Origin of the sequence: Halovivax limisalsi, assembly GCF_023093535.1 — an archaeon.
Taxonomy (GTDB): Archaea; Halobacteriota; Halobacteria; order Halobacteriales; family Natrialbaceae; genus Halovivax; species Halovivax limisalsi.
The window spans coordinates 1935661-1955429 of record NZ_CP095757.1; the positions used below are offsets into that span (position 1 = coordinate 1935661).

At 64.5% G+C, this 19769-nt stretch carries 20 protein-coding genes and 1 tRNA gene; 7 read left to right on the forward strand and 14 right to left on the reverse strand.

Annotated elements, in window-relative coordinates; all coding sequences use genetic code 11:
- Positions 1-18 precede the first annotated feature (18 nt).
- The 5 genes from MXA07_RS08840 (at position 19) to MXA07_RS08860 (ending at position 4441) form a co-directional block, all read left to right on the forward strand.
- Entirely contained in the window at positions 19-624 is a 606-nt protein-coding gene (locus MXA07_RS08840; protein ID WP_247731674.1) for a chemotaxis protein CheC, read from the forward strand.
- A complete protein-coding gene (locus MXA07_RS08845) occupies positions 621-1859 on the forward strand; it encodes a chemotaxis protein CheC (protein ID WP_247731675.1) in 1239 nt (412 codons plus the stop codon). The genes MXA07_RS08840 and MXA07_RS08845 overlap by 4 nt, the downstream gene beginning before the upstream one ends.
- Positions 1856-2371: a chemotaxis protein CheD gene (locus MXA07_RS08850; RefSeq protein WP_247731676.1), complete on the forward strand. Its 516-nt coding sequence runs from the start codon at positions 1856-1858 to the stop codon at positions 2369-2371. The genes MXA07_RS08845 and MXA07_RS08850 overlap by 4 nt, the downstream gene beginning before the upstream one ends.
- A complete protein-coding gene (locus MXA07_RS08855) occupies positions 2368-3198 on the forward strand; it encodes a CheR family methyltransferase (RefSeq protein WP_247731677.1) in 831 nt (276 codons plus the stop codon). Before MXA07_RS08850 ends, MXA07_RS08855 begins: the two co-directional genes overlap by 4 nt.
- Before the next feature lie 73 nt (positions 3199-3271).
- Complete coding sequence (locus MXA07_RS08860) at positions 3272-4441, forward strand: hypothetical protein (protein ID WP_247731678.1); 1170 nt, start codon at positions 3272-3274, stop codon at positions 4439-4441.
- An 8-nt stretch (positions 4442-4449) separates the two neighbouring features.
- Here the strand turns inward: MXA07_RS08860 and MXA07_RS08865 are convergent, their stop codons facing one another.
- The 9 genes from MXA07_RS08865 to tatA all read right to left on the reverse strand — a co-directional run bounded on the left by MXA07_RS08865 (position 4450) and on the right by tatA (position 14178).
- Complete coding sequence (locus tag MXA07_RS08865) at positions 4450-5235, reverse strand: DUF7289 family protein (RefSeq protein WP_247731679.1); 786 nt, start codon at positions 5233-5235, stop codon at positions 4450-4452.
- Positions 5232-5705 (reverse strand): DUF7266 family protein, encoded by a 474-nt coding sequence (locus MXA07_RS08870; RefSeq protein ID WP_247731680.1) that lies wholly within the window; start codon positions 5703-5705, stop codon positions 5232-5234. The genes MXA07_RS08865 and MXA07_RS08870 overlap by 4 nt, the downstream gene beginning before the upstream one ends.
- Positions 5702-6133, reverse strand: coding sequence for a DUF7261 family protein (locus MXA07_RS08875; protein WP_247731681.1), 432 nt, complete (start codon positions 6131-6133; stop codon positions 5702-5704). The genes MXA07_RS08870 and MXA07_RS08875 overlap by 4 nt, the downstream gene beginning before the upstream one ends.
- Positions 6127-6759, reverse strand: a complete 633-nt coding sequence (locus MXA07_RS08880) for a DUF7288 family protein (RefSeq protein WP_247731682.1) — start codon at positions 6757-6759, stop codon at positions 6127-6129. Before MXA07_RS08880 ends, MXA07_RS08875 begins: the two co-directional genes overlap by 7 nt.
- Before the next feature lies 1 nt (position 6760).
- Positions 6761-7252, reverse strand: coding sequence for a DUF7287 family protein (locus tag MXA07_RS08885; RefSeq protein ID WP_247731683.1), 492 nt, complete (start codon positions 7250-7252; stop codon positions 6761-6763).
- Between the two features lie 4 nt (positions 7253-7256).
- A complete protein-coding gene (locus MXA07_RS08890; RefSeq protein WP_247731684.1) occupies positions 7257-9317 on the reverse strand; it encodes a type II secretion system F family protein in 2061 nt (686 codons plus the stop codon).
- Positions 9314-13165: an ATPase, T2SS/T4P/T4SS family gene (locus MXA07_RS08895; protein WP_247731685.1), complete on the reverse strand. Its 3852-nt coding sequence runs from the start codon at positions 13163-13165 to the stop codon at positions 9314-9316. The genes MXA07_RS08890 and MXA07_RS08895 overlap by 4 nt, the downstream gene beginning before the upstream one ends.
- Before the next feature lie 613 nt (positions 13166-13778).
- A tRNA-Arg gene (locus MXA07_RS08900) sits at positions 13779-13851 on the reverse strand.
- Between the two features lie 15 nt (positions 13852-13866).
- Positions 13867-14178, reverse strand: a complete 312-nt coding sequence (tatA, locus tag MXA07_RS08905) for a twin-arginine translocase TatA/TatE family subunit (RefSeq protein WP_247728254.1) — start codon at positions 14176-14178, stop codon at positions 13867-13869.
- Positions 14179-14523: 345 nt separating this feature from the next.
- On the opposite strand from tatA, the gene MXA07_RS08910 reads away from it, so the two are divergent.
- Positions 14524-15333: an HD domain-containing protein gene (locus MXA07_RS08910; RefSeq protein ID WP_247728255.1), complete on the forward strand. Its 810-nt coding sequence runs from the start codon at positions 14524-14526 to the stop codon at positions 15331-15333.
- Between the two features lie 96 nt (positions 15334-15429).
- On the opposite strand, the gene MXA07_RS08915 is transcribed toward MXA07_RS08910, so the two are convergent.
- Complete coding sequence (locus tag MXA07_RS08915) at positions 15430-15654, reverse strand: helix-turn-helix domain-containing protein (RefSeq protein ID WP_247728256.1); 225 nt, start codon at positions 15652-15654, stop codon at positions 15430-15432.
- A gap of 139 nt (positions 15655-15793) precedes the next feature.
- On the opposite strand from MXA07_RS08915, the gene MXA07_RS08920 reads away from it, so the two are divergent.
- Entirely contained in the window at positions 15794-15988 is a 195-nt protein-coding gene (locus MXA07_RS08920; protein ID WP_247728257.1) for a XapX domain-containing protein, read from the forward strand.
- A gap of 84 nt (positions 15989-16072) precedes the next feature.
- Here the strand turns inward: MXA07_RS08920 and MXA07_RS08925 are convergent, their stop codons facing one another.
- Genes MXA07_RS08925 through sdhC form a run of 4 tightly spaced genes read right to left on the reverse strand, consistent with a single transcriptional unit; the run spans position 16073 to position 19618 of the window.
- Entirely contained in the window at positions 16073-17920 is a 1848-nt protein-coding gene (locus tag MXA07_RS08925) for an FAD-binding protein (RefSeq protein WP_247728258.1), read from the reverse strand.
- A gap of 2 nt (positions 17921-17922) precedes the next feature.
- The gene (locus MXA07_RS08930; RefSeq protein ID WP_247728259.1) at positions 17923-18825 is read right to left on the reverse strand and encodes a succinate dehydrogenase/fumarate reductase iron-sulfur subunit; all 903 of its coding nucleotides are present in this window, start codon (positions 18823-18825) and stop codon (positions 17923-17925) included.
- On the reverse strand, positions 18822-19190 hold the full coding sequence (locus tag MXA07_RS08935) for a succinate dehydrogenase hydrophobic membrane anchor subunit (protein ID WP_247728260.1): 369 nt from the start codon (positions 19188-19190) through the stop codon (positions 18822-18824). Before MXA07_RS08935 ends, MXA07_RS08930 begins: the two co-directional genes overlap by 4 nt.
- On the reverse strand, positions 19190-19618 hold the full coding sequence (gene sdhC, locus MXA07_RS08940) for a succinate dehydrogenase, cytochrome b556 subunit (RefSeq protein ID WP_247728261.1): 429 nt from the start codon (positions 19616-19618) through the stop codon (positions 19190-19192). Before sdhC ends, MXA07_RS08935 begins: the two co-directional genes overlap by 1 nt.
- Between the last annotated feature and the right edge of the window lie 151 nt (positions 19619-19769).

Sequence of the window (19769 nt, forward strand, 5' to 3'; positions counted from 1 at the left end):
AGAGAGGAACGACAGATCATGACGCTGAAAGTAGACATTCGAAAACTGAGCTTCATCAACGAGATGGCCAAGGTCGGAACGAACGGGGTCGCGGACAACCTGAGCAAGCTCACCGGCGAGGACGCCCGGATGGAGGTCACGAAGACGAACTTCATCGACGTCGACGACATCCAGTCCCAGCTCGACGCCGGGAAGCGCGTCGGCGTCCGCGTCCGACTGCTCGACGAACCGCACGGCCACATCCTGGTCCTCTTTCCGGAGTCGAGCGCGAAGAAGATCACGGCGCTCATGCTCAGAGACGTCGTCGACGACATGGGCAACGTCTCCGGAAAGATGGCCCGCAGCGCCGTCGAGGAGATGGGCAACATGATGGCGTCGGGCTTCATCGATGGCTGGGCGGACGTCCTGGGTCGGGCGATCGACACGGCCGCGCCGCAACTCGTCTACGCGCCGGCGGGCGACATCGTCGTCCGCACGGCCGGGCTCGGCGGCGACGACCTGGCGCTGTTCTTCGACTCGAACCTGACAGTCCCGAGCTACCAGATCGAGGCGGAGATCTACGCCTTCCCCGACCTCGAGGAGTTCGTCTCGATGGTCAACGAGATCGAACCACAGCCCGCATGAAACTGGACGTCAACGCCCTCGGCACGTTCTACCGGATGGCCCGCGAGGGCGCCGGCCTCGCGGCCGGCCGACTCACCGGCATGACCGGCGTCGACACGCAGGTCGGCGTAACGAAACTCAACTTCATGCGCGGCGACGAGATCCGCCACGACTTCGAGGACGGGACGAGCAAGGTTGGCATCCGGGTCGAACTCTCCGGCGGCATCGACGGCCACTCGGTCGTGGTCTTCGAGCGCGAGAGCGTCCAGACGATCCTCGAAGCGTTGCTCGCCGAGGCCGACACCGACGAGTTCGACGAACTGAGCCAGTCCGCGGCGACCGAAGTCGGACAGATCATGAACAACGGATTCATCGACGGCTGGGCCGACGTCTTAGAGACCGTCATCGACGTCTCGACCCCGGAGTTCGTCGAGGGCGAGACGGCCGAGCCGTTCTTCGGCGGGCTCGAGGCCGCGCCGGACTCGGACGATCTCGCGCTCGTCTTCCAGAGTCACATCGAGGCCGTCGGTCACGAGACCGGGTTCAGACACTACCTCTTTCCCGAACACGACTCGATGGCCCGCCTACTCGATCGGATCCGGACGAGCGACGGGATCGAGTACGACAAACTGGAAGGCTTCGATCGGATGGCCGAGCAGGGCGCCGAGGAGGTGGCGAAGACGGCGACGACGCTCACCGGAATCGAGACCAGCGTCGAGATCAGGCGCCTCAACTTCCTCTCGCTCGAGGCCATTCCGGCCGAAGTCGCCGACGAGCGCCTCGTCGGCGTCGCCTTCGAGTTCGACGGCACCCCGAGTGGCTACCTGCTCTTCCTGTTCGACGAGGACTCCGCCCACGAGATCGTCGACGCGATGGTCCCGACCGAGACCGACGGCGAGGGCGAGTTCGACGAGATGGGTCGGAGCGCGATCACGGAACTTGGAAACATCATGGCGAGTGGATTTTTAGACGGCTGGGCGAACGTCCTCGATACGACGATCGACCACTCCACGCCGGAGTTCATCCACGACATCGGTGCCGCGGCCGTCGATCCCGTCGTCGTCCGGCTCGGCGAATCCCAGGACTACGCGTTCGTCTTCGACACGAAGGTCGTCGCCGACGGCCGCGAGTTCGACTGCGAGGTGTACGCGATCCCCGACGAGGACGATCTCGAACGCGCGCTGAACGCCCTCGAGGTCGATCGAATCGACGAAACGCCGACGACCGCCGAGTTCGCGGACATCGAAGGCACATGAAAACGTACGGAACCGAACCCGGCGCGCCGGAACCGGTTCAGGTCGGCATCTCCGACCTCGCCGTCTCCGAGGGCGACGACACGCTGAAATCCTACGGGCTGGGGTCGTGTCTCGCGATCGCGCTGTACGATCCGGAGACGGGGATCGGCGGCCTGGCGCACACGATGTTGCCCGACGGCGACGCGGCCGACAACAGCGACGTCAAACCCGGCAAGTACGCCGACACGGCCATCCGCGCGCTCCTCCGCCGGATGGTCGAGCGAGGCGCGACCTACACCGACGTCGAGGCGAAGATCGCCGGCGGTGCGGACATGTTCGAGTTTCAGAGCTTCGGCGACGGCGTCGGCCGGCGCAACACGGCGGCGGCCAGGGCCGAACTCGAGAAGCTCGGCGTCCCGCTCGTCTCGGAGGACGTCGGCGGCAGTTTCGGCCGGACGGTCGAGTTCACCCCGGGGACGGGCGTCCTGCGCATCAAGCGCGCGGACGGCGACCACGGAGTGTCCGAGTTGTGAGCGACGAGGCGTTCGACGCGATTTGTTCGTTCGTCGAATCCGACCTCGGATTCGCGACGAGTCACTACAACGATAGCTATCTCGATCGCCGCATCTCCTCGCGAATTCGACGGACCAACAGCGAGGGATACGAGGCCTACGCGGACCTGCTTCGATCGGACCCGGACGAACAGACGGCGCTTTTGGATTCGTTCTCGATCAACGTCACCGGGTTCTTCCGTAACCCCGACGTCTGGGACGGCGTTCGGTCGGTCCTGCGGTCGCTCTCCGCGTCGAACGAGACCGTCCACGTCTGGTCGGCCGCCTGCGCCGACGGCCGCGAGGCGTACTCGCTGGCCATGCTCGCTCGCGACGATCCGGAGATCGACGAGTCGAGCGTCTACGTCCTCGGCACCGACATCAGCGACCCTGCCCTCGAGACGGCACGGCAGGGCGTGTATCGACGGACCCGAACGACGGATATCGACGACCAGCTCTCGTACCTCGAGACCTACGAGGACTACGTCGAGTGCGAGGACGACTGCGTTCGCATCCGTCCGACGCTCTCCGAAACCGTTCGATTCGAGCGCCACGACCTCATCAACGACGAACCGAAGTCCGGCTTCGATCTCGTTATCTGTCGCAACCTTTTCATCTACATCGACCCGGCGTACAAGGAGTCGATGCTCGAGACGATCGCCCGATCGCTTCGGCCGGGCGGCTACCTGGTCATCGGGAAGGCCGAGACGATTCCGCCGTCGTTGAAGGCCACGTTCACGATCCACGACGGTCGACTGCGGATCTATCGCGTCGATTCGACCGACGGGTCCGCGCCGTCGAACGGCTGACGGGCGAGAGCGACCATCTGATCGCGGTTCGAGAACCGGTTCTTACATTGCGGCGGAGCGTCTTCTCCCGCCAATGGACGGGACCCCGATCGATCGGCTGGCGGAGCGGATCGAGTCGGTCGCGTCGGAGGGGCCGTTCGAATCCGGAGCGGAGCTGCGCCGGTGGATCGTCCGGCCGCTGCTCGACGCGCTCGGCTGGACGGTGACGGAAGAGGCAGTCCGTCCCGACGTCCGGATCGTCGGCGAGTCAGTCGACTATCTCCTGTCGGTGGATGTCGACGGCCTGGTTCCAGCCACACTTGTCGTGATCGACGTGAACCCGGTCGGCCGAGACGGACTCGCCGCGATGGAGCGCGCGATGGCCGCGACCGGCGTCGATCGCGGCCTCTATGTCACGAACGCCGAACTGGTTTGCGTAACCGGTGGGGCGACACCCGAGCGTGAGTCCGTCCGGTTCGAGTCGTTCGGCGACGGGGTTGACACGCTCGGCCAGTACCGACGCGACGCCGTTCGGTCCCGAATCGCCGATCTCGACGCGTCCCGGCGGTCGCACCGACGACTCGCAGCGACCGCCAGCGCTGTCCGGGACGACATCGTCGCCGGGCTTTCGGACGCGGTCGACCTCGACCCGGCGACGACGCGACCGGTCGTCGAACGCGTCATCGATGCGGTGCTCGCGGACGGCGTTCCGAACTCGCGCGGGCCTGCCGGCGAACCGGCAAGCGACACGCGATTCGATCGCCAGCCGTCGGACCCTTCCGGCGGAGACGAGCCGACGGATGCTCCTGACGAACGCCGGTCGGTAGAAGACCCTACTCAGGACGCCACATCGTCGGCGCCGGAGCGATCGGAAGCCGACTCAGCGGCGCCCCCGCCGTCGCATCCCCCCGAAACCGACCGTGAGGGCGAGTTCGTCGTCCGGGTGTTCAACGAGCGCGGGTCGATCGGCGCCGTCGGTCACTCGACGTCGGCCGGCGCGCTCCGCGAGGCGACCGAGTACTTCTTCGAACGCGGCCTCGGTGGCGTCAGACTCCCGTGGGAGACGGACGATGGCGTGGTCGTCCTCGCCGAACGGCCGACCGACGGCGACGGTACGCGCTGGAACGCGTACGAGCGGCTGTCGAACGGAACCTTCCTGAACACGAGCGGGACCGTCGCGGATCGAGCCGCGCGCGTCGAGGCACTCGCGGACCGGGCGAGCCTCAGGGTGATGCTCAGCGGGGACTGGGAGAATCGATCCTGACGGCCGCCTCAGTCGTACGCGATCTCGACCGTCGTAATCCTGACGACGACCGATCCCGAACTGCCTCCGCCGCAGGTGAACGTATTCCCGCTGCCGCTGAATCCCTGCTCGCTCAGCGATCGATTCCACGCCGGTTCGGCGGGTGAGGTCCCGAGCACGATATCCACTGAGTTGCCACGCACTACCGTCGTCGCTCGCTTGCTGGCGGTGATCTCGCGGCCGCTCGAACTCGTCAGGCGGGGCGGATCGCCGTCGACGACGACGAGCGAGACGATGGCGGTCTCGCCGTCGATACACTGCATCGGCGGGTTGCGAACGGCGAGTTCGCCGGAGTCGGTTACTTTCGTCACGGCACCGCCCTGGTAGGCGACGGTCGTCCCCTCGTACTCGTAGGTGAACGAGCCGATATCGCTTCGACCCGTGTCGTTCAGATGCGGTTCGAGGACGTCCGTCCCGTCGACGGTCACCTCCTTGACCACGTTCGAGGATCCGACCTCGATCGTCCCCTTCCGCAGGTTCAACTCGCCCGAGCGCTGTCGAATGCCGTCGTTTCGGACCAGGTCGTTGAAGTTCTCCGCGAGCGCGTCGAAGGCGTAGTCGGCGTTTCGCTGCTGCTCGTTCTCCCGGAACTCCTCCATGGCGCCGAATCCGGTCGTGTAGAGGATGCCGACCGAGCCGATGATGATGCCGAAGACGACGACGAAGCCGACGACCTCGCTCACCCCGCGCTCGTCGACGAACGCGAACCGTGACGAACCGGGAGCGGACGCGTTCGACGCCCGGGCCCGCCTCATGGTTCTTCCTCCAGCGTGATGTCCCCGCCGTCCCACTCGATGATGATCGCGCCGCCGGTGACGCTGCCGCCGATCGACTGGTTCGTCGTGAGCGGGACGCCGACCGAGACACCTTCGCTGTTCGAGGTGAGGCCGATACACTGCTCGGTGTCGATCAGCGGGTACTCGCTCGCGCAGCCAGTCTCGATCAACTCGACGGTGTACTGCGAACCGGTGACGAATCGCTGGTGGTCGGTGCGGACCGTGACGTTGTCGGCGCCATCGGACGCGATCCGATCGACGTCGGTAATCTCGCTCGCCAGGCGCTCGCCGATCGTCTCTAGCGACGATTTGGTCGCCTCCTCGCGTTGATTCTCGAGCATCGACCCGGCGCCGAGCAGTAACCCCGAGATGAGTATCGTCGTGATCCCGATGGTGAGGACGTGCGTGACCGCGATCGAAACCGCCCGCTCGTCGCGCTCGAGGGTCACGGCGATCCCTCCGAGGCGTTCACCGTGAGCGTTTTCGACGTGGATATCGCCCCGTCGTCGTATCGATAATCGACCGTGACCGTCTCGTTCGGCCAGTCGATCGATCTATTCCCGAGCGTGACGACCGCCGGTTGACGATGGGCGGTCGTGTTCGGATACTCAGATTCGAACTCCCCCAATGCAGTGTCCAACTCGGACTTGCCCCCTGCCGATTCGATCAACACCGCGATCCCAGCTTCGAGTTCCGCCTCGACCGTCCGGACGTGTTCGACGCTGCGATCGGCTCCGCCGGTGTTTACCGTCTCCGTGTACTGGACGCCGTTGTAGACGACGACCACGCCGAGGAGGATGAACGCGATCGTAATCGCGCCGATCAGCACGAGCTGCCCTCGGTCTGTTCGCGCGCTGTCGGTCGTCCGTCTCACCATACTGTCACCCGTACTTCGACGATGTTGTAGAGATTCGAACTGAAGGCGTCCGGGATCGGGTAATTATTCGCATTCCCGAGTTCCGTCGATCCCTCGGTCGGCTGCCCGTCGCTTCCCGGCTCGGTCAGGTTCTGCGAGTCGTGTAGCGTCACCGTGAAGCTGGCCGAGACGGCGCCTTCGCCGCGAGCGCCGCCCATCCTGACGGCGTCGATCGTCTCCCGATGTCCGCTCCCGTTCCAGTAGATGTACTCGACGTTGAACGAGTTGCCGCCGTGTTCGTAGAAGTGCGTATCGAGCACCCGGCCGAACGCGCTCTCGTTTGCGTACTGGCTGTTGTTGTAGACGAAGTTCGAATTCCCCCCTGTTCCGTTGTGCCACCGATCCTGGGGATCGTCGTAGTACCGGACCAGTTCCGAGAGGTTGCCCGTCGACTGGCCCGTATTCAGCGCGTCGACGACCTCCTGTTCGGCCTGAGCCTGGACGCCGCGATCGACGGCGCCACCCGTCGTCGGCGTGATGACGACGGCCTGGAGCGCGAACAGCACCGCCGTCAGGAGGACGATCGCCCCGATGAATCCCTCGAGGGTGAACGCCTGGGCCCGCTGTGGAGTTCTCGTGTCCTTCATCTTACCACACCCTCACGATGAGTTTACAGACGGGGTCGCACGTGCCCTCGGTGTCCGTCACGAGGCGCGTCGTACTGGCACCGATCTGGTCGTCGTACGCCTCGCCGGCGCTCTCGTTGGCCGGTTGTCCCGTGCCGTAGGCATCGAGCGTGATGACGGTCACGTTCACGTGGTCGCCGACGCCTCGTAATCCCAGGCGCTTTGCCAGTTCGTCTTCCCCGACGTCGTACGTGTTCTCGAACGCCGTGAGGTTGATTTGGTTTATTTCTTCACCCGCGACGGTCTCGTTCTCGACGATCGTCGACGCGACCCGATCGGCCTGTGCGGTCCGGGCGCCGCCCGCGTCCGCGAACGGCGTGATGATCGTCGGGACGAACGCGAAGACGAACGCCACGGCGAGCAGGAACAACCCGATCCCGACGGCGAAGTCCTGAACCGTCTGTCCGCGGTCGCTCGATCGTCCATCCGTCCGGGTGAGTGCGTCTCGATGCATGATATTAGGCGACCAGCGACCAGCTGATCAGGGCAACCGTCGCCAGTCCGAGTACGTACTTGAGACCGCTCAACAGCTTCGCGTCTCGCATGTACCCGCTGATGAACCCCGAGAGGATCGCGTGCATCGACACGGCGTGGAAGAACAGCAGCGACATCAGCTGGATGTCGACGTTCTCGCTGAAGCTCGCGTCGCTCATCGGCGTGCCGGCGGCCTGCTGTCCGGGATCGGCGTCCCCGGAGGTTTCGAGCCCCGCCATCGTCTCGAGGAACTGCGTCTGCAGGATGGCGATCACCGCGAGCATCGTCATGAACGTCATGATGATGATCACGACCTGCATCCGCGTCCGGGACTTGCGGTCGCGCTCGATGTCGTCGTGGTTCTCGCTCGCGCGGGCCGCCGTGCGCAACACGTTCGAGATCTGGTTCGACGCCTCCTGGGCCTTGGTGATGAGCTTGACTGATCGAGCCAGTCGCGGAATGTGGTACTTGTTGTTGAACTCGATCATCGCCGCTTTCAGTCCCATCCCGTAGTTGACCTTCGTGTTCATCTCCTCGAACTCGCTGGCGAGTTTGCCGCTCGTGGTATCGGAAACGGACTTGAGCGACTCGAGCAACGTCAGTCCCGTGTCGTTGGCGCTCGATAGTTTCCGGAGATCTTCCGACAACGTCGAAACCACCTTGTGACGAGCGCGGACGTTCCACTCGTAGAAGACGGCGAGCGGCACCGCGAGGACGTACAGCGGGAAGTAGACGTAGATGAACGTCCCCCAGACTGGCGCTTCCTTCAAGGCCGACCAGCTGGTCGGGGCGGCGTTTTGTACCATCGCCGAGGTGAGGACCACCAGCACCGCCGGCACGGTCAACGCGAGCGTATACATCGGGTTCTCCCTGAAGAAGTGGTGCGGCCTGGCGAGGACGTCCATCGTCTCGTGAGTCCCCTCGCGGTTTTTGATCCGGTCGAACACCCGGTAACTGCCGGAGAACTCCTCGATGAGGCCGAGATCGAGTATGCCGCTACTCTGGGTTGCCTTCAATCGGTTGTGCCCACCGTCCGGGCTGAGGTAGCCGTCGCCGACCTCGTCGTGTTTCACCGTCGACACCAGGACGATGAAGCCGACGCCCGTCAGCGGAATCAGCCCGTAGACGGCGATGTATATCATGTTCGTGCTGACGTCGGCGTCGGGGATCATCTGCATGATCACCAAGATGATGATCAGCAACAGCGGGAACAACGACAGCGTCATGTACATCTCGCCGAACAGCTCCAGGGTCTCGAGCGTGAGCTCCTGTTGCTGCTTGGCGGTCCGCATGTGCTTTTCCTTCTTGTCCGAGAGGAAACTCTCCATGTCCCCGCCGCTGTTGACGATCGAGAGCATGTCGGTCAGAAACTGCGAGAGTTCGTCGCTCGGCGTTTCGATCGCCTGGTTTCGGATCGCCGTCCGGTAGTCCGTATCGAAGTACTCGGTCTCGTTGACGACGTTTTGAAACTCCTTCGACACCTCGCCGTACGTGTCGTCGGCCTCGGCCATCGCCTGGAGTATCTCGAGTTGATTCAACCCGCCGACTGACAGCGCGTACATGAACGAGACGGCGTCGGTCAGCAGCATGTTGATCTCGCGCTTTCTGGCCGACGCCCGCGAGTACGGCACCGCGACGAGCGAACCGAACCCGAGCGCGAATCCCAGCGTCCCGAAGACCAGTCCACAGACGACGATCAGCGTCGGAATCTTCACCGCTTCCCAGATGGCGAGGACGCGCTCGCTCGGGACGGGCACGCCGATCAACTGATCGACCTCGACCAGCCCGGTGCCGAAGACTCCCCAGCCGACGAGCAACCCGAGGATCCAGAGGAAGAGCCCGCTGATGAAGCCGATCCCGAGCGCCCGCGAGAGATACATCTCCACGGTGTCGGTCATCCGCGCCTGGGCGAGTTTCTTCTCGACGTCGCCGACGAACTGGCTCTCCTCGGAGAACAGGCGCGCGTACAGCGGGTAGAACGTATCTCCGAGCGCATCCGAGTCGCCGAAGCGCTCGTCGGTGGACGTTCCTCGCCCGAGACTCATCGATCCTCCTCCTGCGGACCGTCCGCTCTGTCGGCAGTACTCGCGTCGTCGGCCCCGTCGGACGGGGTCGATTGCGCATCGTCGGGGGACGCGTCGGCCGGTTCGCCCTCGCCAGTTTCGTCGACCGCGTCGTCACCCACGCCCTCGACGGCCTGTTCGTCGTCGGCGTCGCGACTCGATTCCGTCCCGTCGCCGGTCTGCGTCGAGGCGTCGGCCGATCCCGACCCGAAGATCGACGACTCGCGATCGTCGCCCGCGACGAACGACCCCGTCGCTTCGTCGTCCGGCTCGGACGGGTCGGTACCGAACACCGAGTCCTCGTCCTCCGACCCGAATATCGAGTCCTGACCGTCGCCCGCGTCCGTCAGATCCTCGTCGGTCGCCTCGGATCGCTTCGACCCGTCACGGGTCGGCTGCGACTCACTGACGTCGTCTGACGCCGACGAATCGCCATCCTCGGCCACCTTCGCGTCGTCGGGCCACTCCTCGCGGTCGCTCGCGTTCGCAGGGAACCAGCCGTCGTCGTCCGACCGATCGGCGTCCGGGACCCCGGTCTCCGCCTGGTCCGCCGGCGACGCGCCCGAGTGTTTCCCGAGGTCCCACGTCGGCTCGGTCGCTTCGCCCGATTCGCCGGCGTCGGGGTCGAAGACCGAATTCAGTTCGGAATCGGGGAACATCGAGTCGAACTCCGATGTGTCGGGTTCAAAGCGCGATGTGCCCGCCGCCGAGTCGGATTCCTCCGTATCCGACGCGCCTGTTTCGAGCGATTTCAGCGTTTCGTCCATCCCGGTGAAGAGGCTTTCAAGTGCGTCCACGGACGATGACTCGCCCTCCTCGGCCGGCTGCTCTGCCCCCTCAAGGCTCGGTACGGCCTCCTCCTCGCCGTCGTGTTTCTCCGGGCGGGACGGATCGTCGGTGTCGCCGTCGAGCTCCGGTGGGCTGGCGTGGTCGCCGGCCGCACCGTCGAGTTCCGGCGTCACCGGCTCGTTCGTTTCGCCGTCCAGCTCCGGATTGGCCGGGGACTCGGCCGCTGGCGCGTCACTCTCGATTCGCTGCGCGGTTCCCGATGCGCTGGCCGTGGAGGCGTCGATGGTGGCGTCGTCGTCCAGCCACGATGGCGCCTCCGCCGCGCCCGCCTCGCTCGCGCTCGACTCGTCGACGGCGAACGAGTCGTCGACGTCCTCGAACGCCGTCTCCGACGACTGCGGGACCGCGGTCTCCTCGAAGTCGAACGCCTCTTCGACGCCCGAATCGATGGCGCCGTCGTCCGCCTCGACGTCGTCGAGGGCACTCGCCAGCCCGCTCGGAACCTTGCCGCGGTACTCGTCGAAGAGCGACTCCTCGGCCCGTTCGAGAAGGTCCATCGAGAGATTGAGCGTCTCCGAGGAGGCGTCCGGGCGCGGGACGAGTTCCTCCTTCGACGGATCGACGTCGATGTGGACGCTCTCCATCTCGCGCAAGTCGGCCAGACTGTTCTCTAACTGCTCGTTGGCGATCAGCGTCAGGATCGTCTCCGGATCGTTGATGAACGCCTGGACCGTCGCCGCCACTTCGGCGTAGGTGTTGAGCCCGTTGCGAATCAGGTAGGCGAGGATCACCTTCCGCTTGAAGAGCTCGTCCTGGAGCTTCTCGTGGTTCCAGCCCCGGTCGAACATGATCTCGTCCAGGGTGTTCGAATCGCCCATCTTGAGATACTCGTCCGTCTCGGCCTGCCACTGGTAGACGTCCTGAACGTTGATCTCGTCGTTCTCGGCCTCGTAGTGGTTGATCTCGGTCAGGGACTTGTTTCGACGGACCTTCCGGCCCTGCACCCGCGTTTGAGTCTGGATCGAGACGAGATCCAGCGCCGTGAACATCGTCTTCGAGACGTTGATCGGGTCCGTCGTGAAACGCTTCAGGACCTCGTCGACGGAGTCGGCGTGGAACGTGGTGTAGGTGGTGTGGCCCGTCGACATGACCTGGAACAGGGTCCGACCCTCTTCCCCGCGGATCTCGCCCATGACGATGTAGTCGGGTCGCTGTCGGAGCGCGGCTTCCAGCAGGTCGAACTCGTCGATGTCGCCGGTCGAATCGTCGGCGAACGACGGCCGCGTCATCGAGGCGATCCAGTTGCGCTGGGGCAACTCGACCTCGCGCGTGTCCTCGATGGAGACGATCTTGGTGTTCGCGGGGATGAACAGCGAGACGGCGTTCAGCGACGTCGTCTTGCCTGACGCCGTGCCGCCCGCGAAGATCAGGCTCTTGTGGTTCTCGATACAGAGCCAGAGGAACGCCATCTCGTCGAGGCTGAACGTGTTCCAGTTGATGAGGTCGATCGGGGTGAACGGAACGTCCTTGAACTGACGAATCGTGTAGTTCGTCCCGTGGTCGGAGACCTCCTTCCCGAGCGTGAGCTGCGCGCGCGATCCGTCCGGCAGCGTGGCGTCGACCTGCGGGAGTCGCTTGCTGATCCCCTTGCCGGATCGCTGGGCCAGTTTGACGACGAAGTCGTCGAGGTCGTCCTCGCCGTGGTAGACGTTCGAGATGATCTGTTCGTACTCGGAGTGATAGACGAAGACCGGCGAGTTGTACCCGTCACACGAAATGTCCTCGACGTTGATGTCGTGTTTGATCGGGTCGATCCGCTCGTAGCCGATGAAATCCCGCTTGAGCATGTAGAGCAGCTTTTCGACCTGGTACTCGCTCAGCGTGTCCGGGTCCTCTTCGAGGATGATCGGTTCCGGTCGCACCGACATCCCCTCGAGTTGTGACACCGTCTCGGCCGCTTCCTCGTCGGTCTCGTCGTCCTCGGCGAAGAAATCGCGGAACGAATCCAGGATTCCGAGCGAGGTCTCGTTCGAAGTCGCCTCGAAGAGGTCGTAGCGTTTCAGCAGCCGGCGGGTCTCGCGCTCGATGACCTCGCGTCGTCCCGTCTCGTCTCGCTTCGTCTTGACGCCCTCGTCGGCGTACTTGATCGCCGTGCGGAGCTTCCCCGACAGGAACTCCTGCAGTTCGCGCTCGATCTCGTTTCGGTACGGCTCGATGACGTAGTACTTCTTCTCGTTTTCCTTCTCGGAGTGGAAGATGATGACGAACGAGTAGGGTTTGTTCACCCAGTATCGCTCGGACTCGATGAAGTGGGTCTTCTTCTCGAACGGGACGGCCTTCTCGAGATCGTAGCGATTGACGACCGTCGTGTTCCCGTGGTCGGTCGAGAAGAAGTCGTCTTCGTCGAGGTCTTCGGTGACGTTCACCGTTCGTTCGTCGACGACCTCGTCGAGTTCCATCGCGGCGGACCCGGCCGCGTTGAGTCGTCCCTCGATCGTCTCCGGATCGAAGCCGAGCGCCGCCTCGTCGTCGAAGCGATCGATTTCGCCGTCCCTCGTTCGGGGTCGACTCCCGTCATCCTCGTAGTAGTACTCCCACTTGTAGTGCTCCCAGGTGTAGACGTCCTTGACGACCGGCGTCGTCTCCGGATCGACGTACTCCAGAAACTCGTTCCAGAGCACGTTCGCGTTCGGGGCGAACGTCTCCGAGATGAGCGACGAGAGGTCGTCCGGATGATAGCCGAGATACGTCGTCGGATCGAACGATACGCGGTCCCAGTCCGACCCGCGCGGCACGCCGGCGCCGTCGTCGGCGTCGAGACCCAGCCGGTCGTTCGACCCATCCGGTCCCTCGGGATAGAGCGTGGAGACCTCGGATTCGTACCCGTACTCGGCCATGAAATCCGACCACGTGTACTCGCCGACTCGAACCGAGCTCTCACGCGTCGGTCCGCTACTTTCACCCGTCGCGACCGTCGATTCTGATGGCTCACCATCAGAAAACTCCGACGCTTCGGCGGGGTCACCCTCGTCAATAGCCATTAACTCCCCCCAAACACTCACCCATCAAAAAATTCATGCACAAATTATCGGCCGTGATAATTCGAAACCCGGCCGTTTTCGGCCGATGGTGCCGGTCCGTCATTCGAATTCCAATCCCCATCTATCAATACCCCCTTCTTGATTTGTATCGTGGTATCTAATAGGTCTTTTATTTTATGGCCTGAAAAATTCCTGCTCGGCTGACGGCCGAAACAGTTCGTCGGTAGTCCCGATCCGCGTTCGGCCTCCGGCGGCGAGATCGGGATCCCGTTCCTTCCGTTAGCCGGCCGATCCGTTCGAACGGCGGTCAGAACAATGTCGTCTCGATATTACACTTCCCGGCAGTGCTGTCCTCCCGGCTCACCGCGTTCGTCGGCGTACGGGCGTGACGGGATTCGAACCGAACCCAGCCGTGCTCGCTCACTTCGTTCGCTCCGCGCGACTGGTAGGCTTCGAATCCCTCGTCCCGTTCACACGGCTCGCTATCGTTCGCCGGTGAACTGGCGTGACGGGATTCGAACCGCGGTCGGACGTGCTCGCGTCGCTGCGCGCGACCTCCCTGATTCGAAGCCCGACGGAGCCGTACTCACGACTCACCGCGTTCGTCGGAGTACGGGCGTGACGGGATTCGAACCCGCGATCAGAAGGTTAGGAACCTCCTGCCCTCTCCGCTAGGCCACACGCCCCGGCCAGAAACAGCGTTACTTGCTACTCGTCTCCGTCTCCGTTTCAGTCTCCGTCGCGTCCTCGCTCGTGACCGGCTCGGTGTCGACGAAGTCGGTGTCGTCGTCGGCGGTCGTGTCGTCGAAGTCCCCGGTTTCGCGCATCTCTTCGAGTTCCGTTTCTACCTTCTCTCTCCCCTTCTGGAACTCGCCCATCGCCTCGCCGGTCGAGCGTGCGAGTTTCGGGATCTTGTTGGCACCGAACAACAAGATGGCGATGAAGAGGATGATCAACAGTTCCGGTCCCCCGGGCATGCCGGGGACGAACAACGGTGCGATATCGGCTACCATCTCTATCCGATGCTTACCGAGCGGCAATTATAACCTTTTTGGACCGAGCGGTCGACTGCGGGCGAGGGAACCACCTCTTCTTGGCGTCCCACGATTCAATCTGCGATCGACGTGCTACAAAATTCATATAGTACGATATCCCTGTCCGTCTCGCTTACGCCGTCTGCTCTGGCGAGGCAGTGTGTACATCCGCGTATGGGATGGCCGACGAGACCACACTCGCCGGGGGCGGTCCGACGGTCCCGCCAGAACCGATGGGGAGGCACCGTCACGGGACGGAGTCTCCCTTGGCCGGGGAGGTGACGGGTGCGGAGCGCTTTTCTCTCCGGCCGGTGTCCCACCCGTATGAGCGATTCTACCGGCAACGGCTATCGGGTGTACGATCCCGACGAACCCCACGCCTTCCCCGACGACAAAGTGAACGACGTCCTCGCGTACGTCGAGAGCGACGCGGAGATTTCGGCGTACCTCGAGGCCCAGAACGTCAACGCCGTCGATCGAATGCGCTACAACGACCACGGCCCGAAACACATCGAAATCGTCCGGAACCGCGCCCTCTGTCTCTACGACCTGATGAAAGCGGGCGGCGTCGAATTCAACGGCGCTCGCCAACAATCGCTCGACGCGGACGACGAGGCCGTCATTATCGCGCTGGCCGCGACGCTGCACGACATCGGGCACATCGTCCACCGCGACCGACATCCGTTTTACTCCGTCCCGCTGGCGTCGGACGTGCTGGATCGGGTGCTCCCCGAATTTTACGGCGTCGCCGACGCCGTCCGGATGAAAGGCGAGATCCTGCACGCGATCCTCTGTCACCACACGCCGGTGGATCCGCTGACCCTCGAAGCGGGCGTCATCCGGGTCGCCGACGCGCTGGACATGGAGCGCGGGCGCTCTCGCATCCCCTACGAACAGGGCGGGCGCGGGATCAACACCCTCTCCAGTCAGGCGATCAGTCGGGTGTCGCTCTACGAGGGCGATTCGCGGCCGGTGATGGTCGAGATCGAGATGACGAACGCCGCCGGCGTCTACCAGGTCGACAACCTCCTCAAGGCCAAGCTCGAACGCTCGATGCTCGAAGAACACGTCCGCATCGTCGCGGTCAACACCAACGAAAATCGGGACGCACTGGTCGAACGCATCGAACTCTGAACTCCTCGCGTGCCGGTCCGTCCGGCACGCCCGTGGGCCTGTCCCCGTCGTCGCCCGCTTCAGTTCGTCGTCTCCCGTCGCTCGGCGACCGTCCGGTCAGGCCAGTTGATAGCGGCCGTTCTCGCGCACCACGTGCTTCCGATCGCGGAGCGTGGCGACGATGGCGAGGAGGGTACTCTTATCGAGGTCGAGTGCCAGACACAGTTCGTCGGCCGTCGCGGCTCCTCGGACGGCGAGGCAGAAGTAGACGAGTTTCGCCCGCGCCGAGCTGAGGTCTGTTGGCATCGAGACGTCGAACTGCTCCATCGCGTTTGTGCTCATATCCCTGACTCTGTGGTTCGACGATAATAAAACTGACCTACGTCGATCGTCGAAATCAGTCGCTCGAGTTCGCGACGGTCGGGCGCCGGGCGCTCGACGGTCGGATCCTTTTTCCCGTTCCTCGGCGCAGTCGAACGCGATGTCGACACCACTCGCCGCGCTCGCCCTGTTGACCGGATTGCTCACCGGAGGCCTGTTTCGGTTCCTCTCGATTCCGATTCCGGCGCCGCCGGAGTTACCCGGCCTGCTCGGAATCGTCGGTCTCTTCCTGGGCTATCGACTCGTCGACCACCTCGAGATCGGCGTCGATCTGCTTGACGTACTCGGCCTCTAAGTCCGCCGGCCCAGCCGATTCGGTGCTCGATCGTAGGGCGCACGCTCGTACCCGCAGTCGAGAAAAACAGTCCCGGACGGTTCCTCAGTAGCTCCGGACCTTCGGCTCGTAGGTTTTGTCCTCGCCCTCGAGGATGACGGGCCGGTACCAGATCGACGGTTCACCGTCGTCCCAGGTGATCATCGTGTGCTTGAGCCAGTTCTCGTCGTCGCGAACCTGATTCTCCTGGCGCCAGTGAGCGCCGCGGAACTCGTTGCGGACGAGCGCCCCGAGCGCGATCGTCTCTGCGACGTCGATCAGGTTGCGCGTCTCGTAGGTCATCTGGAGGTCGGTGTTGAACGTTCGCGAGGGGTCGGCGACGCCGACGTGCTGGTACTCCTCGCGACACTCGCGGATGATCGAAAGCGCCTTCTTGATGCCCTCCTCTGTCCGGAAGACGTTGACGTAGTCCGTCATCGCCGTCTGGAGCTTCGAGCGGATGTCGGCGTGGTTCGTCCCGTCGTTTTCCATCAGGTACTCCACGCGCTCGCGCTCGGCTTCGACGGCGCGGTCGAGGACGTCCCCGCTCGCCAGCGCCTGGCCGCCGCCGTCCGTCGCGACCTGGCCCGCGGGACTCGTCTCGTCGAGACCGGCGCGACCGGGCTGGACGGGCGCGTCGACGTCGGTCTCGTCCTCGACGTCGTCCCCGTACCCCGTCCGAATCTCCGCCTCGCCGAGGTCCTCACCCGCTGCGTGGCGGCCGGCGCGCTTGCCGAAGACGATCAGTTCTGGCAGGGCGTTCCCGCCGAGGCGGTTCGCGCCGTGGACGGAGACGCATGCGCACTCGCCGGCCGCGTAGAGGCCGTCGATACACGTCGCACCGTTCTCGTCGGTCTCGATGCCGCCCATCTCGTAGTGCTGACCGGGCTTGACCGGCATCGGTTCGACGAGCCCGTCGACGCCCTCGAAGTCCTCCGCGAGGTGGAGGATGTTCTCCAGGCGGTCCACGATGCGCTCCTCGCCGAGGTGGCGCATGTCGAGGTGGACGTACTCGTCCTCGACGCCGCGACCCTCGTTGACCTCGGTGAGCTCCGCCCGCGAAACCACGTCCCGCGAGGCCAGCTCGCCGTCGTTGTTGGCGTAGCCGTGTTCGAACATGAAGCGCTCGCCGTCCTCGTTGTAGAGGATGCCACCCTCGCCGCGGACGCCCTCGGAGATGAGCACGCCCGTACTCGGCAGCGTCGTCGGGTGGAACTGGACGAACTCCATGTCCTCCAGCGGGACGCCCGCGCGGTAGGCCATCGCCTGCCCGTCGCCGGTACAGGAGACGGCGTTGGTCGTGTGGTCGAACGCCTGGCCGGGCCCGCCCGTGGCGAGGATGACGCCGTCGTTCGCTTTGAACCCCTCCACCTGCCCGGATTTGACGTCGTAGGCGACGACGCCGTGACAGGAGCGGTCGTTCGGGTCCGGCTCGTCGGTCACGGCGAGGTTCATCACGTACCACTCGTCGTAGACCGGGATCCCGCGCTTGACGACCTGCTCGTACATCGTGTGCAGCAGGTGGTGACCGGTCTCGGCGCCCGCGTAGGTCGTCCGCGGGAACGAGAGGCCGCCGAACGGTCGCTGGGAGACGGTGCCGTCCTCTTCGCGGGAGAACGGCATCCCCCAGTGTTCGAGGGTGATCGTGTCCTCGGGCGAATCCTGGGCCAGCGTCTCGATCGCGGGGGCGTCGCCCAGGTAGTCCGAGCCCTTCATCGTGTCGTAGGCGTGCAGCTCCCAGTCGTCGCCCTCGCGGATCGCCGCGTTGATGCCGCCCTCGGCCGCGCCGGTGTGACTGCGGACCGGGTGGAGTTTCGTGACGAGCGCCGCGTCGGCGCCCGCCTCGTGCGCTGCGATCGCGGCCCTGAGGCCGGCGCCGCCCGCGCCGACGACGATGACGTCGTGTTCGTACATGGTTACCAGAATTTCAGGTTCTGCTTGACGGCCTCCCGCTTGAGCTCCTGAATGTGCTCGGTGAGCGGGATGTCCTTCGGACACACTTCGGTGCAGGAGAACTGCGTCTGGCACCGCCAGACGCCGTGTTCCTGCTCGAGAATGCGCAGTCGATGCTCCTTCAGCTCGGCCTCCTCGCGGTCGTCCATCGCGAAGCGGTAGGCCTTGTTGATCGCCGCGGGGCCCAGGTACTGGTTGTCCCCGGCCGCGATGTTACAGGAGGACATGCAGGCGCCACACCAGATGCACCGCGTCGACATCTTGACCTTCTCGCGGTTCTCGGGCGTCTGGTGCTGCTCTTCGAGCTCGGCCGCGTCCGGCGTCTCCTCGGACTGGAAGTACGGCTCGACGGCGTGCATCTGCTCGTAGAAGTGCTCCATCTCGACGACCAGATCCTTGACGACCTCCTGGTGTGGCAGGGGCTCGACGCGTACCGGCTGGTCGAGGTCCGAGATCTGGGTCTGACAGCCCAGGCGCTGGCGCCCGTTGATGAAGAACGCGTCCGAGCCGCAGACGGCCTGCCGGCAGGAGTGACGGAAGGTCAGCGACGAGTCGAACTCGTCCCTGGCGTAGATGAGCGCGTCGAGGACGGTCATCCCCTTCTCGAAGGGGACGTGGAAGTCGTCGAAGCGCGGTTTCTGCTTGGCCTCGACTTCCGGGTCGAACCGGAACACCTTCAGGTGGACCGAGTCGCCGGCCGGCCCGGCGGCCTCGGCCGCCCGTTCACGCTCGGCCGCCCGGTCGGCTTTCCGCTCCATCCGACGGTCCTGCGGCGAGGGTCCGGCCGGTTCCGGCTCGGCCGCGTCCCCACTGTCGTCGCCTGGTTCGGTCTCGTCGGTCTGCGGTTGTTCCTGTTGCGTGCTCATTGGAGTACTCCCCCCATGACGAGGGCGACGTAGGTTCCCTGCGCGACGAGCGCGAGCCCGGCGACGATCAAGATGCCGAGGACGATCCGCTTGGGCGTGCCGGAGAGGCCCTGATTGACCAGCGCGTTGTAGACGCCGTTGACGCCGTGGAAGGCGGCCGCCCAGAGGAAGAGGATCATCGTCACCATGTAGCCGACGTTCTCCATACGCATGGTCGTTCCAGCGAACGTGACCTCGTAGGCGTGATTGACGAAGTGCAGCAGGAAGAAGTGAAACGCGAGCGTGACGATCAGAAACGCTGCCGTCACGCGCTGGAGGAGCCAGCCCGTCCCGCCGGGCGTGAAACTGGAGTAGCGCTCGGCCATCAGACGCCCACCTCCGTCATGAACGTGGGAACGCTCGCGACGGTGATCGCGGCGGTGACGATCAGCGAGACGTAGAAGCTCTTGTCCTGGGCCTCGAGGCCGATGCCCAGGTCGACCAGCAGCAGCCGAACCCCGTTCAGGATGTGAAAGACGGCGACGGCCAGCAGGCCGACCTCGAGGACGCGAACGATGAAGAGCCCCTCGAGACCCTGTAGCGTCGTGGTGTAGACGTCTTCGTTGGCCTGAATCTCGGCCATCGTGGCGTCGGCCGCGCCCAGCGCCGTGCTCAACACCGCGATGTGGGTGAACAGGTAGCCGATGAGGATCCAGCCGGTGAACTTGTGGAGGATCCACGCCCACATCCCGGGCGCGAACTCCCGCCACCGACCGAAGTCCTCGACGAGGCCGCGGTTGTAAGACTGGCTCATGCTCGTCTGAGGGATCGAACCCCGCTGGTATAGAAGTTACTTTCCGTCCCCACAATCGCCGAGAACCTCGTAGCACGCGACCGGCCGAACCCGAATTGGTTCGGTCGGGCCGGCCCGATCGGTCGGTGTTCGGTAACTGGCATCGATCGGC

Coding starts and splice junctions, on each gene's coding strand:
- MXA07_RS08840 (WP_247731674.1), top strand. CDS start 19: ATGACGCTGAAAGTAGACATTCGAAAACTGAGCTTCATCAACGAGATG.
- MXA07_RS08845 (WP_247731675.1), top strand. CDS start 621: ATGAAACTGGACGTCAACGCCCTCGGCACGTTCTACCGGATGGCCCGC.
- MXA07_RS08850 (WP_247731676.1), top strand. CDS start 1,856: ATGAAAACGTACGGAACCGAACCCGGCGCGCCGGAACCGGTTCAGGTC.
- MXA07_RS08860 (WP_247731678.1), top strand. CDS start 3,272: ATGGACGGGACCCCGATCGATCGGCTGGCGGAGCGGATCGAGTCGGTC.
- MXA07_RS08865 (WP_247731679.1), bottom strand. CDS start 5,235: ATGAGGCGGGCCCGGGCGTCGAACGCGTCCGCTCCCGGTTCGTCACGG.
- MXA07_RS08875 (WP_247731681.1), bottom strand. CDS start 6,133: ATGGTGAGACGGACGACCGACAGCGCGCGAACAGACCGAGGGCAGCTC.
- MXA07_RS08880 (WP_247731682.1), bottom strand. CDS start 6,759: ATGAAGGACACGAGAACTCCACAGCGGGCCCAGGCGTTCACCCTCGAG.
- MXA07_RS08885 (WP_247731683.1), bottom strand. CDS start 7,252: ATGCATCGAGACGCACTCACCCGGACGGATGGACGATCGAGCGACCGC.
- MXA07_RS08890 (WP_247731684.1), bottom strand. CDS start 9,317: ATGAGTCTCGGGCGAGGAACGTCCACCGACGAGCGCTTCGGCGACTCG.
- MXA07_RS08895 (WP_247731685.1), bottom strand. CDS start 13,165: ATGGCTATTGACGAGGGTGACCCCGCCGAAGCGTCGGAGTTTTCTGAT.
- tatA (WP_247728254.1), bottom strand. CDS start 14,178: ATGGTAGCCGATATCGCACCGTTGTTCGTCCCCGGCATGCCCGGGGGA.
- MXA07_RS08910 (WP_247728255.1), top strand. CDS start 14,524: ATGAGCGATTCTACCGGCAACGGCTATCGGGTGTACGATCCCGACGAA.
- MXA07_RS08915 (WP_247728256.1), bottom strand. CDS start 15,654: ATGAGCACAAACGCGATGGAGCAGTTCGACGTCTCGATGCCAACAGAC.
- MXA07_RS08920 (WP_247728257.1), top strand. CDS start 15,794: ATGTCGACACCACTCGCCGCGCTCGCCCTGTTGACCGGATTGCTCACC.
- MXA07_RS08925 (WP_247728258.1), bottom strand. CDS start 17,920: ATGTACGAACACGACGTCATCGTCGTCGGCGCGGGCGGCGCCGGCCTC.
- MXA07_RS08930 (WP_247728259.1), bottom strand. CDS start 18,825: ATGAGCACGCAACAGGAACAACCGCAGACCGACGAGACCGAACCAGGC.
- MXA07_RS08935 (WP_247728260.1), bottom strand. CDS start 19,190: ATGGCCGAGCGCTACTCCAGTTTCACGCCCGGCGGGACGGGCTGGCTC.
- sdhC (WP_247728261.1), bottom strand. CDS start 19,618: ATGAGCCAGTCTTACAACCGCGGCCTCGTCGAGGACTTCGGTCGGTGG.